This window comes from Paenibacillus illinoisensis NBRC 15959 (genome assembly GCF_004000925.1).
Classification (GTDB): domain Bacteria; phylum Bacillota; class Bacilli; order Paenibacillales; family Paenibacillaceae; genus Paenibacillus; species Paenibacillus illinoisensis.
In genome coordinates, this window is sequence record NZ_BIME01000002.1 from 352812 (window position 1) to 366994 (window position 14183).

Annotated in this window: 12 protein-coding genes; all 12 read left to right on the forward strand. The window is 48.3% G+C overall.

Annotated elements, in window-relative coordinates; all coding sequences use genetic code 11:
- Window positions 1–81: 81 nt before the first annotated feature.
- The 12 genes from PIL01S_RS06995 (at window position 82) to PIL01S_RS07050 (ending at window position 14179) form a co-directional block, all read left to right on the forward strand.
- The gene (locus tag PIL01S_RS06995) at window positions 82–2025 is read left to right on the forward strand and encodes a glycoside hydrolase family 127 protein (protein WP_127536880.1); all 1944 of its coding nucleotides are present in this window, start codon (window positions 82–84) and stop codon (window positions 2023–2025) included.
- A gap of 161 nt (window positions 2026–2186) precedes the next feature.
- Window positions 2187–3947, forward strand: coding sequence for a sensor histidine kinase (locus tag PIL01S_RS07000; protein ID WP_127536881.1), 1761 nt, complete (start codon window positions 2187–2189; stop codon window positions 3945–3947).
- Entirely contained in the window at window positions 3944–5080 is a 1137-nt protein-coding gene (locus tag PIL01S_RS07005; RefSeq protein WP_127536882.1) for a response regulator transcription factor, read from the forward strand. Before PIL01S_RS07000 ends, PIL01S_RS07005 begins: the two co-directional genes overlap by 4 nt.
- Before the next feature lie 174 nt (window positions 5081–5254).
- The gene (locus PIL01S_RS07010) at window positions 5255–6937 is read left to right on the forward strand and encodes an extracellular solute-binding protein (RefSeq protein WP_127537207.1); all 1683 of its coding nucleotides are present in this window, start codon (window positions 5255–5257) and stop codon (window positions 6935–6937) included.
- Between the two features lie 86 nt (window positions 6938–7023).
- Window positions 7024–7914 carry an ABC transporter permease gene (locus PIL01S_RS07015; RefSeq protein WP_127536883.1) on the forward strand — a complete coding sequence of 297 codons (891 nt, stop codon included), beginning with the start codon at window positions 7024–7026 and terminating at the stop codon, window positions 7912–7914.
- Window positions 7915–7936: 22 nt separating this feature from the next.
- Window positions 7937–8821 (forward strand): carbohydrate ABC transporter permease, encoded by an 885-nt coding sequence (locus tag PIL01S_RS07020; protein ID WP_095286647.1) that lies wholly within the window; start codon window positions 7937–7939, stop codon window positions 8819–8821.
- A gap of 260 nt (window positions 8822–9081) precedes the next feature.
- Window positions 9082–9621: a glycerol-3-phosphate responsive antiterminator gene (locus PIL01S_RS07025; RefSeq protein ID WP_127536884.1), complete on the forward strand. Its 540-nt coding sequence runs from the start codon at window positions 9082–9084 to the stop codon at window positions 9619–9621.
- Window positions 9622–9760: 139 nt separating this feature from the next.
- Window positions 9761–10474: a glycerophosphodiester phosphodiesterase gene (locus PIL01S_RS07030; RefSeq protein ID WP_127536885.1), complete on the forward strand. Its 714-nt coding sequence runs from the start codon at window positions 9761–9763 to the stop codon at window positions 10472–10474.
- An 18-nt stretch (window positions 10475–10492) separates the two neighbouring features.
- Entirely contained in the window at window positions 10493–11326 is an 834-nt protein-coding gene (locus PIL01S_RS07035; protein ID WP_127536886.1) for an HAD-IIA family hydrolase, read from the forward strand.
- A gap of 38 nt (window positions 11327–11364) precedes the next feature.
- Window positions 11365–12201 (forward strand): metallophosphoesterase family protein, encoded by an 837-nt coding sequence (locus PIL01S_RS07040; RefSeq protein WP_164764181.1) that lies wholly within the window; start codon window positions 11365–11367, stop codon window positions 12199–12201.
- A gap of 20 nt (window positions 12202–12221) precedes the next feature.
- Complete coding sequence (locus PIL01S_RS07045; protein ID WP_127536888.1) at window positions 12222–13310, forward strand: ABC transporter ATP-binding protein; 1089 nt, start codon at window positions 12222–12224, stop codon at window positions 13308–13310.
- Entirely contained in the window at window positions 13307–14179 is an 873-nt protein-coding gene (locus PIL01S_RS07050; RefSeq protein ID WP_127536889.1) for a carbohydrate ABC transporter permease, read from the forward strand. Before PIL01S_RS07045 ends, PIL01S_RS07050 begins: the two co-directional genes overlap by 4 nt.
- Window positions 14180–14183 lie beyond the last annotated feature (4 nt).

Here is a 14183-nt window from a genome sequence, read left to right on the forward strand (position 1 = left end):
TCATTCCATTCCTATTAAGTCGGTTATACCAAGCATATAATTGAGTTCGTAAAGAGTCAATTAATATAGGAGGTACTACTGATGCAGACAACAAAGGTTCATATCCGGGACTCATTTTGGGAGGATTATTCCGCACTGGTACGTCAAACCGTCATACCCTATCAATGGGAGGCATTGAATGATCGTATCGAAGGGGCGGAACCCAGTTACGCCATTCGCAATTTCCGAATTGCTGCCGGTCTGGAACAGGGAGAATTCGGCGGATGGGTGTTTCAGGATAGCGATTTATATAAATGGTTGGAAGCGGTTGCTTATTCGCTGCGGAGTCATCCTGATTCCGAATTGGAGGACACCGCAGATGGGGCAATCGACCTCATCGGACAGGCTCAGCGGGATGACGGATATATCAATACTTATTTTACAATCAAGGAACCGGGCAAAGAGTGGACAAACCTGTATGAAGCCCATGAACTGTACTGTGCCGGACACCTGATCGAAGCTGCGGTGGCTTACGCTGATGCAACGGGCAAACGTAAGCTGCTGGACATTGCATGCCGTTTCGCTGACTTAATCGACAATCTCTTCGGTACGGGAGAGAACCAGAAACGGGCATACTGCGGGCACCAGGAGATTGAACTGGCTCTCGTCAAGTTATATCATGCAACCGGTGAGGAACGTTATTTGAATCTTAGCCAATATTTCATTGATGAGCGGGGCAGCAGCCCAAGTTATTTCATCCAGGAATGGGAACGGGGAGGCAGAACAAACATCTGGTCGCACGGTTCACCGAACTTGGAAATGTACCAATCCCATCTTCCGGTACGGGAACAGACAGCAGCCGTTGGACACGCCGTACGTGCCGTTTACATGTATACGGCCATGGCCGATCTCGCCCGTTTGACGAAGGATGAGAGCTTGCGAGCAGCGTGCGAACGGCTGTGGGCCAATACAACTCGCAAACAGATGTACATTACGGGAGGCATCGGCGCGACACATTTGGGCGAGGCATTCACTTTCGATTATGATCTGCCGAATGACGCGGTGTACGCGGAAACTTGCGCATCCATCGGACTGATCTTCTGGGCGCGCCGCATGCTTCGTCTGGAGGCGAAGAGTGAGTATGCGGACGTGATGGAACGTGCGCTGTACAACAACGTGCTTGGCAGCATGTCCAAGGACGGCAAACACTTTTTCTATGTCAACCCGCTTGAGGTATGGCCAGAGGCCAGCATGCGCAATCCGGACAAGCATCATGTGAAACCGGTCCGTCAGAAGTGGTTCGGCTGTTCCTGCTGCCCGCCAAACGTCGCGCGATTGCTCAGCTCGCTGAACGATTATATTTATGATGTCTCTACGGAAGGGAACACGGTTCATGTTCATTTATACATTGGCAGTACGGTAGAATTTACGTCTGCCGATGGCAGGACAGTCAAGCTGAGTCAACATTCGGAGCTTCCTTGGAATGGAAAAATCAACTTCAATATCTCGCTTGCTCCAGACAGTTCAGATGGTGCTGCATTCACACTCGCGTTGCGAGTTCCAAACTGGTTCCAGAGTGGGCAGCCAGTTTTGCGAGTGAATGGGGAAGAGCAGGCATATACATTGAACAATGGTTATGCTCAGATCCAACGACTTTGGTCGGAAGGAGATTCATTAGAGTGGTTACTGCCATTTGAAACGCACTTGATAGAAGCTCATCCGCAGATTCGAGCTGATGCAGGCAAAGCAGCCATTCAGCGCGGACCACTTGTATATTGCGTGGAAGAGGCGGATAACGGAGCGCCGCTGGCTTCATTATCCATTGCCGAAGCAGCGAACTTAACGGAGCGCGATGCACCGGAATTACTTGGCGGATGCGTTGTTGTCGAGGGCGACGGACTGACTACGGATGGGTCAGCATGGACAGAAGATCAACTGTACCAAGCGATTCGCAAACCTCGCATTCCGGTACGTTTTACCGCCATTCCTTATTATCTGTGGGGGAACCGTGAACCGGGTGAAATGAGCGTCTGGCTGCGCAGCTGAAGCGTGGGTCATCGAAGCAGCTCCACTGTTTGAAGAGGTTGAATGGCACCTGAACATAACGCGTGGTTTCAATATTGGCAGGACAGAAGGTCCCTCGTATATTACCCGAGGGACTTCCGCCATGTCTGGCCTTCTCGAAACCCGGAAGCGGAGATGAATGCATGAAACCAGAACATGTACGAAGATCCCGTATCGAACGAATTACGCTCAAAAACCGAATTCTTTTCCTTTTTGCGGCAGTAGCCCTCATTCCTTTTCTTTTATCCTGCTATCTATCCTACCGAACAATCCATTCCATTTTGACGACGAAATTGCAATCCGGGATCCAAAGTAACCTGAAACAGGTGACACTTTCCTTGGAAAACACTCTCAGCAACCTGAACCATGTGTCTCAGCAGCTCGCCTTCGAGGGAAGCATTGGTAAACAGCTGGAGCAGCTCATGCTTGCGGATCAACCATATGACCGCAGTTATTTGACCGACCAGATCAAAAATCAGCTGAACCTGATTGCGTTTACCAATCCCAATATTGGGTTATCGATGTACTATTTTCGTGAAGACGACACCTATCTCTTTGAAACTATGGGGGTGAAGGACTCATTCGATCCGGAGAAATTGCCGATCATGGCGAGTTATTACGGAATCACGTATTTCGGGCCTCATATCAGTAACGACAGGTTCAACGATCAATATGTTCTTTCCGCGCTCCGAAAGGTGGATCTGCCCGAACGGGAGGATGCCTATGTATACATTGAAACCGGGTTTAATCTGACACAGAGCATTCTCGATCTGGATGATGTCAGTAAAAACACGGCCCACCTCATTTTGGATAATCACGGACGCATCTCTTACAGTGAGTTAAGGGACGCTTTCCCTGAGAACGCAAATTTCCCGGTTTCCGGCCAGCTCTCCGAACCTTCTACAACGTCAGGAATCGCTTCGGGCTATTATTGGTACCAGCAATACAGCAACCAGGGATGGAGCGTTGTGTCGCTCGTATCCAAGGCAGATTATGATCAGGAGAAAAACCGCTGGATCATGCAGATGGTTCTGTTAACCGTGTTATTCGCGGCAGTCAGCTTGGCCATCGGCTGGTTGTTGTGGAAAATGGTATATCGGCCGTTATCCCAATTCCACCGGGAAATGAAGCTGATGCTGAACAGCAACTTCAACGTGGTCGACGCGAACTCGCGCATACCTGAATTTGAAATGCTGCTGACACAATTTGGACGAATGAAGTCCCACATTGCAAGGTTATATTCCGAAGTAGAGTTAAAGGAGAAGCGCAGGGCAGACCTGGAAATTGAAAAGCTGCTCTACCAGATCAATCCGCATTTTCTGATGAATACGCTCGATACTGCGCACTGGCTGGCGGTCATGAATGGACAGGAGGAGATCGACCGGCTGGTTACTTCGCTGAACAAGCTGCTGTATTATAATTTGCGCATGGGCGGACAGAGCTCAACCATACGGGAGGAGATTGATTCGCTCAAGCAGTATCTGATCCTGCAGCAGATTCGCTATAATTTTCAATTCGATGTTGGCATTCATATTGATGACAAGCTGCTTAACGTGCCCGTGCCGAGGTTTATTTTGCAGCCGCTCGTTGAAAATTCGCTGTACCATGGGCTGGATGACAAAGGAAGAATCGAAGTTGAAGTAAGCAGGCACAACGACCGGCTTGAAATTTCGATCAGAGACAACGGCAGGGGAATCTCCGAAGAAAAGATCAAAGCGCTGCTGGAACAAGAACAGGCCGAGCGTCATCGGGTCGGAATGGGGATTGGCATGAATTATGTCAAGCGTATGCTGGAGTCTTATTATGAAGGCCAAGCCAGTATGAACGTATCCAGCGAACCGGGGCAAGGAACCTGGATCGTCATTGAGCTGCCAATTCACTGTGAAGGAGAGGAAAAATCATGATTGACGTACTCATCGTCGATGACGATCAACTCGTGCGCAAAGGCCTTATGCTCGCAATGCCTTGGGACAGATTTGAAATGAGGATCGTTGGCGAAGCGGGAAACGGAGAGAAGGCGCTTGAATTTCTGTCTGAAAACCACGTCGATCTATTGATTACCGATCTGGCCATGCCGGTCATGTCAGGGATCGAGTTAATCCGTACCGCTCGTAAGCTATACCCGGATCTGCCAATTGCGGTTCTGACCCTTCATCAGGATTTTGAATACATTCAGGAGGCACTCCGTCTGGGCGCCATCGATTACATTGCCAAAGTACAGCTTGAGAAAGAACGGTTCGAGGAAGTGCTTGGGCGCATTCATGACCGTATCCAGGCCGACAGGCGAAAACGGTTTAATGACGAAGCCGCGACAGAATCCGTAAAGGATGCGCTATTTTATGGGGAGCAAGGAAAAGAAACTCCATCGTTCGGTGAGTCGTGCTGTGAACATGAACGGATTGGGTCGTCAGTCATTGAAGCGAGCGATGTGAGCATTAAGGACAAGTTGCATTCGTTTCGCTGGGTTCATGAAGAGCGTTATATGAGTGAACTTCTACACGATTTGAAAACCATGAGATTGCCTGTACCCCGATTGATGCAGTTGCTGTACGGTGTAACGGAAGACTGGAACCGGACATTTAAAAACATTGTCATCACGGAAATGACGATACCTGTTCATTTTGCATCATGGAACGATGTGGTGGAATGGATGGCGAACTTTCGTGCAGAAGCGCTACGTTTATCAGGTGGGCAGTATCTGCGCAAGGAGGTCAGCAGCAGTATCATGACCGCCGTCAAAATCATACATGACGAGTTGCAGAATCCACTATTCGCCAGCGATGTATCGAAGCGGGTCAACCTCAGCCGCAGTTATTTCAATCAATGTTTCAAAGAAATGATAGGTTATTCGTTTAACGAATATCTGCGCAAAATTCGGATCGACAAGGCGAAGGACTATCTGACACAAACAGCTAAACCGATTGTCTGGATCGCGGAACATACGGGTTATGCGGACGAAAAATACTTCAGCCGGATTTTCCGTGAGCAGGTAGGCATGCTGCCAAGCGAGTACCGCAATACACCAAGAAGAGGGTAGACGAATGGAGAGAAGGTAGGATGAATGAGTTGTAAGCGTTAACAAAAACAGACGTTTCACCTCCTGTTCTTCGTTCGGCTCTCTATCCATAAACGTTTTCCGGCCGTGTTATATTGTTGGTGCTGGACGCGAAGGACATTCCATTAAAGGGGGAGCATCCATTTGGGCAAAAAAATGGTCATGGTGGCAATGACGCTGTTGCTCGCATTCACGAGCGCCTGCAGCGACGCGGGCAACAAGGAGAATGAAACGGCGGAAAGTAATACTACGCCTGGCGTTGTTGAAGAAGGGCCGGCAGATCCATTTGGCAAGTACGATCAGACGATTACACTAAGGTACGGCAAAGAGGTCGATCCAACAGACAAAAGTTTGCCTGCCGGGGATACACCGGAGAACAACCAGTATTCGCGTTATGTGAAGGACAATCTGAATATTGATACCAAAGTCACCTGGCAGGCGGCGACCGGAACGAACTATGAGCAGAAAGTTAACCTCGCGATTTCAAGTAACGATTTACCCGATGCCCTCGTGGTCAAGGATACCCAGCTGCGGGCAATGGTTAAGGCGGGCCAGCTGGAAGACCTGACCGATGCATTTAATCGATATGCTTCACCAGCCATGAAGAGTTATATGGAGAAAACAAACGGTGTGTCTGCCGAGGCGGTAACATTTGACGGGAAAATGTACGCTATCCCTAGTATACAAGTACACTCCGATGGTGTTCACCAAATGTGGATACGCAAGGACTGGCTCGACAAGCTGGGACTTGAACCGCCCCAAACGATGGAGGAACTGGAGAATGTAGCGAAAGCATTCGTGGAACAAGATCCGGACGGCAACGGCAAGAGCGATACGATTGGGATTGCAGGACAGCAGAACGGCGGCCGATTATATGCGAATTTCCTGGAATCAACGAACAACACGTATGGACTTGATCCAATCTTCGGGGCTTACAAGGCTTATCCTGGTTACTGGTTAAAAGATGATGCAGGTAACCCGGTTTACGGTTCCATTCTGCCAGAAACGAAGGAAGCGCTCGCCAAACTGCGCGACATGTATGCGAATGGGCTCATTGACAAGGAACTCGGCATTCGCAAAGCCGCGTCCGAGCCCGTAGTCAACGGTAATGCAGGGATCTTCTTCGCACCATGGTGGATGGGATATGGACCTCTTCCCGATGCGATTAAAAACGATCCAAACGCCAACTGGCAGGCATACTTGCTGCCGCTGGATGCTGATGGACAATTTAATGCTCATATGGGTGCTCCTTCTACCGTATTCGTTGTTGTGCGCAAAGGATATGAACATCCCGAAGCGGTCATCAAAATGCTGAATCTGCTCATTCGGGATGAATCGAAGTTTGATATCTCTGTGCCTGTAGGTCACTATCCGCTGCGTGTACCGATGTCCTATATGGATGAGAGCGAATATTCAGCGAAAGCTTTGCAAGAAGTACTTGCTGGCACGAAAAAACCGGAAGACTTCACCGATCCAGGCTACAAACTGCTTGCTGCAGACATTCAGAACGTCAAAAAGGTGAAGAAAGAGCCGTATGACAATATGGACATCCAGTATTGGGACCCTCAGGCAGACCTTGGTGTATGGAGCCGCATCTATTCACTCTTGGTCGGATCATCGTCCTTGCAGCAGGATTACAACAAGGTATACAGCTTGCTCTATTCCCAAACCCGCACGATGGAAAGCCGTTGGTCGAATCTGAAAAAGCTGGAGGATGAAACCTTCCTGAAGATCATTATGGGGGCTGCACCTCTGGATACGTTCGATACGTTCGTCAGCGACTGGAAAAAGCAAGGCGGGGACAAAATCACCGAGGAAGTGAAGGAGTACGTCAAGTAGAAGCTGTCCAGAGCGCCGGGGGTCAGTCATCCGGCGCTTCTTCCTGAGAAGATCAGGGATGGGAGATTGCAGAGGAGGAACACCGGATGCGAAACCGAAGTTTCATCAAACATTATTACATCATGCTGCTGCCCGGAATGGTGTGGCTGCTGTTCATCAGCATCATTCCCATGTTCGGGATTGCCATTGCATTTCAGGACTTTAACCCGGGCCAGGGCATTTGGAAATCGACCTGGATCGGGCTGGAGAACTTCGAATATATGTTTAGCCTGAACGATACCAAGACCATTTTCTTCAATACCGTGTACATTGCCGTCATGAAAATAGCAGGTAACCTGATTGTGCCGTTAGTCTTTGCGATCATGCTGAATGAACTGCGTCTTATGGTGGTTAAGCGCTGGGTTCAAACGATCGTGTACCTTCCGCATTTTTTGTCCTGGGTGATCCTGTCAGGCATATTGCTCGATGTGTTTTCGTACACGGGTCCGGTCAACGGATTACTGAACATCGTGGGGATTGAACCGGTGTTGTTCTTCGCCCGTGCAGACTTGTTCCCATTTATTGTCGTCGGCAGCGATGTATGGAAGGAGTTCGGCTTCAACACGATCATCTACTTGGCTGCACTCACGGGCATCAGTCCATCCTTGTACGAAGCGGCTTCGATTGACGGAGCAACCCGGATGCGGAGAATATGGCATGTAACACTGCCTGGCTTGCGAACCACGATTGTACTCTTGGCGGTGTTAAGCCTTGGGAACGTACTGAACGCAGGCTTTGACCAGATTTTCAACCTGTACAACCCGCTGCTCTATTCCACGGGTGACATTATCGATACTTGGGTATACCGCGAAGGATTGCTGAACATGCAGTACGGACTTGCAACCGCAGTTGGTTTGCTGAAGTCGATAGTCAGTTTTGTGCTCATTATCGTTTCGTATCTGCTGGCTTCGAAATTCGCCAATTACCGTATATTCTGATAAGGTGAAGGAGTCGAGCGAGATGATTAGAGAAACAACGCTGCGATCCAGGGTGTTTGATGTCACGCTTCTGGTTGTGCTGCTCCTGATTGCATTCCTGTGCATACTGCCCCTCTGGTATACGCTGGCCGTGTCCTTAAGCGAAAAATCAGCGGCGGCTGCCGGAAAAGTATGGTTATGGCCCGTTGGCTTCAACTTCAATTCATATCAACAAATTATCGGCGACCGTTCCTTTTTTAATTCCTTCTGGATTTCCATTCAGCGGGTTGTGCTTGGTGCAACAATCACGTTTGTGGTGACAACGATGATGGCTTATCCGCTCTCAAGAAGCCCGCGAGAATTCCGTATGCGGAATGTATTCATGTGGATTCTTGTGTTCACGCTGCTGTTCAACGGCGGCCTGATTCCATGGTACATGACGGTGAAGGCGATAGGTCTATATGATACCATCTGGGCACTTGTTCTTGGCGGGGGAGTGCCGGTATTTAACGTCATTCTGATCGTGAACTATTTCCGTAATCTGCCCAAGGAACTGGACGAGGCTGCGCTCGTGGACGGGGCCGGGCCTTGGCGAATGTTAATCACCATTTATGTACCGCTGGCCGTACCGGTACTGGCTACTGTCACATTGTTCACCATCGTCTACCATTGGAATGAGTTCTTCCATGGATTGGTGCTGACTTCAGGGCAGGATCATTATCCGCTGCAAACGTTAATCCAGCAATTCGTTGTGGTCATCGACGCGTCGAACATGACGGAAGACCAATATAAACGCATGAACGAGTTGTCCAATCAAACATTGAATGCCGCGAAAATTTTTATTGCCATGCTTCCCGTACTTATTGTATATCCGTTCCTGCAGCGCTTTTTCATTCACGGTATTACACTGGGTTCGGTGAAGGAGTAGCTGCATAGGACATAGCCTAAGAACAAACGAATAGCGTGACAGAATAGGTCTGTAGTCGATTTCGTCGGGTACGGACCTATTTTTATTAAAGTGTCAATTCACTCAAGCTGCTTCGAACCAAATTCACCTTACATTTAGGCTGTCTCCGAATAGTGAATGTGGAGTCGTGAAATTAACAACCCGTTTACATGAACATGAAACAGAAGAAATATTTTAGCTTTAACATGTAAGATGACTAACGAGGGAATGAGGACTGAATCATGAAGAATTATCCGATCATCGCTTCCATCACGGTAGATGAGCAAATTGCACAGGCTATAGCAAGCGATGTGAAGCGAGTTATTCTGATGACAGGAAACATTACGAATCTTGGCTCGATCATAGAGAAACTGCATCAAAGCGGTAAACAGGCCTATGTACATACGGAGATGGTATCCGGAATTGGACGAGATGCCTCTGCCATTCAATATCTTGCTGATATGTTTAAAGTCGATGGGATTGTGACAACGAAGAGCAATGCGGTGTCAGCAGCCAGACAAGCCGGCATATTAAGCATTCAACGTATATTTGCTATTGATTCAGCAGCCATTGAGACTGCAGTGCGGATGATTAAGAGCTACAAGCCTGATGAGGTTGAACTGATGCCGGGGCTTATGCCTCGAGTCATCCAAGAGCTGAATGAGCGCATCACACAGCCATTGATCGTTGGTGGACTGATTCGACATGAGGAAGAGATACAGCAGGCCCTAAAGAGTGGGGCAGATTTTGTATCGATAGGCCATGAGAAATTCTGGACTTAATTTCATACATTTATCCTTGGGTGGAGACGACGAGAAAACCCGGTGGTAAGTAAATCAATACAACCTTGATGTTGAAGGAGGGTGATTTGCTGCTGGGTTTTTTGTGTTGTCCAAAAAATACAACAGGAGGTAATGGAGCATGATTATTCAAGCAGTTGCTCATCGAGGCTATCCCAAGAAATATCCTGAAAATACGTTGTCATCCTTTTTAAAAGCGGTGGAACTTGGGTTCACCCATCTCGAACTGGATGTACATCTAAGCAAAGATGGTATCCCGGTTGTCATTCATGATCATACGGTTGACCGCATGACGAATGGAACAGGTAGGGTAGCTGATTATTCAGCTTCGGAGCTGCAATCGTTCCACATAGAACAAGATGAGCACATACCAACCCTAGAAGAGGTGCTTCGAGCTTTGAAGGGGAACATTGGGCTTAACATCGAGCTTAAGCAGATGGGTACTTACTATCCTCAGCTCGAGGAGAAGGTACTTGAAGTGATTAAGGAATTCAACATGCTGGATCAGGTCGTCATTACGTCATTTGATTTTGACGCCTTGGAGAGAATCAGACAATTATCTAGGGAGGTACGCATCGGTCTGATTACCTTTGGTTGTTCGAAGGCTATTCTTGACTGGTCTGTAGAGATGGGGGCGACGTTCTTGTCTATGCACTACGCTTTTGTAACCGAGCATTATATTCATCGATGTCAAGAGCTGGGGATTCAATTGATGGCCTGGACAATTAACGAGACTTCTATCATGAAGAAATTTCAAGATTATCCGTCTGTGTGGGTCTGTACAGACGAGCTCGAATCCTTCATGGATGTGTTGGAGCTGCCCAGCTCAGTATGAGTGGGCAAGGGTAAGGTTATGGAAAATGTGTATGATTACGATGCGTATTGCTTCGATCTAGACGGAACGATTTATGTTAGCCAGATGATCCTTCCTGGCGTAAACAGCTTCATTAGCAGCTTGAGATCCCAAGACAAGCGTCTGTTGTTCTTAACGAATACTCCCGTACATACCAGGGAGGATTGCTACAAGAGGCTGCTGAGTCTGGGTGTACCATGCGAGCTTGACGAAATTCTGACCGCGGGATACGTGTCAGGGATGTATTTTGCAGAGTATGCGCCTAATGCCAGAGTACTGGTTGTAGGTGAGGAGGCTTTGCGGAGTGAACTTCGAGCGATCGGGATCACAATGACGGAAGATCCAACTCAATCAACGCATGTATTAGTCGGAATGGATCGGCAGTTCCATTACGACAAGCTTCATTTGGCGGCAAAAGCAGTTCGTCATGGAGCAGTTCTCATGGCAACGAATCCGGATAGCTGCTGTCCCGTCCAGGGAGATATCATTCCGGATACCGGCTCGATTCTAAGCTCGATTGAGGCAGCCAGCCAGCAGAAAACATCCGTCGTGATTGGTAAACCCTCCCGTTACTATGCAGAGAAGGCAATCCAGCTCTTGAATGTGAACAACAGCAGATGCCTTATGATAGGCGATCGGTTGGAGACCGATATTTTATTTGGTCAACAGAAAGGAATGAAGACAGCCCTCGTGCTCACAGGCATCTCCTCAAGAGAGGATATCGAGGAAACAGGGATTATTCCGGACTATATATGGTCTTCTTTCAACGAATGCATCATGGAGCAGGATAGCCAATCCAAGCACTCAATGGTGTTGCAGATGAAGAGAACTTAAATAGCAGTAAGTTCTGAAAAATAATGGAGGTGGAATTCATGCGTTTAGCGTTACTTGGTGATTATCACTATTCAAGCATGAGTCACGGAACGGAAGAGATGAAAGCTGCAAGAGTTCGTGCTTATGAACATATGCTCCAGGCTTTTTTGGAGGTTGAGGCGGACTTTCATGTCTCTATTGGCGATTTGACGCATGAAGGAACAGCTCAGGAATTCCGATCGATTTTCTCCTTCCTTTCCAGGAGTGAACAGAACTTCATTCATGTGCTTGGCAATCATGACACGTATTCGATACCGAAGCATGAAATCTCCAAATTAACAGGTCAAGATCGCTATCGGGCGGTTGACACGCCTCATGCCAGGCTGATTTTTCTGGATACAACCCAGGAGATGAATCCTGCAGATTGGGGAGGGGAGCTGGACGAAGAGCAGCTGACATGGCTCAAAGAAGAGCTTAACAATTCACATGATAAGCAAGTACTTCTCTTTGGGCACCATCCGGTATTTGATACCACTGCACGCTCGACGCTTGATAAGCTGTACATTCGTCCACAGGATGAACTGAAGAGCATATTCAATAGTCGACCGGAAGGCGGCTTCTATTTTTGCGGACATAATCACATCAACTCCATTGTGAAGCAGGGGAAGTGGCACTATGTTCAGACCGCAGCTTGCCTGGACGTGCCGGCATACCGTGTGATCGAAGTCCATGAGGGCCAGGTAGAGATAACTCACCATCCGATACAGGGTGCGGGTCTCCTCGCTGATATTCAGAGCTTTTGCTGTGATATGCCGGGCTTCGGTCCTGTCGCTGGTGCATTAGGAGAAAAAAGCGACCTTATTTTATCCGTTCAATACACATCGGCCGCTCAATAAATGAAAGAGGAGGGAAGCTCATGGCACAAATTGTGCTGAAGCAGATTGAAAAAAGCTTCAAGCAGGATAAAGTCATTGAGGGTCTGGATCTGACCATTGAGGATGGTTCCTTTACGGTATTGGTCGGCCCGTCTGGCTGTGGAAAATCGACGACACTCCGCATGATCGCAGGGCTCGAGAAAGAAACGGGCGGAGAAATTTGGATCGGAGATCAATGTGTCAATGGCGTAGAACCAGGCAAGCGCAATGTGGCTATGGTATTTCAGAACTATGCATTATATCCGATGATGACTGTCAAGGAGAACATCGAATTCGGACTCGTAAATCGCAAGGTCCCCCGGCCCGAACGCGAGCGCCTCGTTAAGGAAATCACGGAGGTTGTCGGTCTGGCAGAGTATCTGCACAAGAAGCCGCAAGCTCTGTCTGGAGGTCAGCGCCAGCGGGTTGCCTTGGCTCGGGCCATGGTGAAGAGTCCTGCGGTCTTTCTGATGGACGAGCCATTGTCGAATCTCGATGCCAAGCTTCGTCATCAAATGCGAACGGAGTTAATTCAGCTTCACAAACGGCTGGGCGCAACCTTTGTCTTTGTTACACATGATCAGGTTGAGGCAATGTCGATGGGAGATCGCATCGTCATCATGAACAAAGGACTGATTCAACAAGCAGATGGTCCGATGAAAATCTACGACGATCCCGATAATGTGTTCACAGCTCAGTTTATCGGTACACCGCCGATGAATGTCATTGATCGTGAACGTATCCTGCCATACTTGAATGGGCAGCTGCATGACAACATTGGGCAGGTTGGTTTTAGACCGGAGAAAGCAACGATGACGCTTGAGAACCGGCCGCAGTCCGGACTTGTTCATTTCCCGGGCCGGATCATGACACGTGAGACACTAGGTGCAGAAATCATCTATCAACTGGAATCCGCGCTTGGATTTGTGTCTGTGAAGAGTTTTTTGAAGCCATTGGAGACAGCTTCCGAGGTGAACATCACGATCTCCATGCAGGACCTGTACTACTTTGATCGGGACGGAGTCCGTGCTCGTCAGCATGAGAGATCCGAAGAGAGAGAGCTCATTGTCCTGGGAGGGAAATATTCATGACCGTTTGGTCCAAATTTCGTCCCTATGTCATGGTGGCTCCCTCAATCGTCATATTTTCAATCTTTTTCATCTATCCGATCTTCTATATGATCTTCCTGAGCTTTTATAACTGGGACTTCATTAATCCGGTCAAGGAGTTTGTAGGCTTCAACAACTTTGTCGAGTTATTTAAGGATCGTGCCTTTCTTCAGGTCCTGAGCAATTCCTTGAACTATACGCTTCTTTCCGTATCCTTATCCATTGTAATTTCACTGCTGCTAGCCATATGGCTGAATCGGGAAGGCGCATGGTATGGGTTAGTACAGGGGGCATTATTCAGTCCACATATTGTTTCTCTTGTATCTGTATCCCTGGTGTGGATGTGGTTGATGGATCCCAAGTTCGGTTTGCTTAACGGTTTACTGGACATGGTGGGCTTGCCCAAGCTGGAGTGGCTCAGCAGCCCAGACAGTTCATTACTGTCACTTGTCCTTGTTTCGGTCTGGAAGGGCGTGGGTTATAACGCGCTTATCTTCATCGCTGGACTTCAAAGTATTCCCAAGGATGTGTATGAAGCTTCAGCTCTGGACGAGGCCAATTGGTGGCGGAAGTTCTACAAGATTACGCTGCCGATGCTATCACCGACCCTTTTCTTCTTAATTATCATTAATCTGATCAGTTCGTTCCAGGTATTTGAAACCATAGCCATCATGACTAACGGAGGTCCGATCAATTCAACGAACACACTCGTCTTTTACATTTATGAGTACGGATTCCGCTACTTCAAGATCGGTTACGCTTCGGCTGCGGGAGTTATCCTGCTTGTTGTCGTTGGTTTGCTTACATTAGTCTACTTCAAGCTGCTAAGCCGCAAGGTTCACTACCAATAGAAAG

What these genes read in the sequence shown, in the direction of transcription:
- PIL01S_RS06995 (WP_127536880.1), top strand. Translation starts at nt 82, where the DNA reads ATGCAGACAACAAAGGTTCATATCCGGGACTCATTTTGGGAGGATTAT.
- PIL01S_RS07000 (WP_127536881.1), top strand. Translation starts at nt 2,187, where the DNA reads ATGAAACCAGAACATGTACGAAGATCCCGTATCGAACGAATTACGCTC.
- PIL01S_RS07005 (WP_127536882.1), top strand. Translation starts at nt 3,944, where the DNA reads ATGATTGACGTACTCATCGTCGATGACGATCAACTCGTGCGCAAAGGC.
- PIL01S_RS07010 (WP_127537207.1), top strand. Translation starts at nt 5,255, where the DNA reads ATGGTCATGGTGGCAATGACGCTGTTGCTCGCATTCACGAGCGCCTGC.
- PIL01S_RS07015 (WP_127536883.1), top strand. Translation starts at nt 7,024, where the DNA reads ATGCGAAACCGAAGTTTCATCAAACATTATTACATCATGCTGCTGCCC.
- PIL01S_RS07020 (WP_095286647.1), top strand. Translation starts at nt 7,937, where the DNA reads ATGATTAGAGAAACAACGCTGCGATCCAGGGTGTTTGATGTCACGCTT.
- PIL01S_RS07025 (WP_127536884.1), top strand. Translation starts at nt 9,082, where the DNA reads ATGAAGAATTATCCGATCATCGCTTCCATCACGGTAGATGAGCAAATT.
- PIL01S_RS07030 (WP_127536885.1), top strand. Translation starts at nt 9,761, where the DNA reads ATGATTATTCAAGCAGTTGCTCATCGAGGCTATCCCAAGAAATATCCT.
- PIL01S_RS07035 (WP_127536886.1), top strand. Translation starts at nt 10,493, where the DNA reads ATGGAAAATGTGTATGATTACGATGCGTATTGCTTCGATCTAGACGGA.
- PIL01S_RS07040 (WP_164764181.1), top strand. Translation starts at nt 11,365, where the DNA reads ATGCGTTTAGCGTTACTTGGTGATTATCACTATTCAAGCATGAGTCAC.
- PIL01S_RS07045 (WP_127536888.1), top strand. Translation starts at nt 12,222, where the DNA reads ATGGCACAAATTGTGCTGAAGCAGATTGAAAAAAGCTTCAAGCAGGAT.
- PIL01S_RS07050 (WP_127536889.1), top strand. Translation starts at nt 13,307, where the DNA reads ATGACCGTTTGGTCCAAATTTCGTCCCTATGTCATGGTGGCTCCCTCA.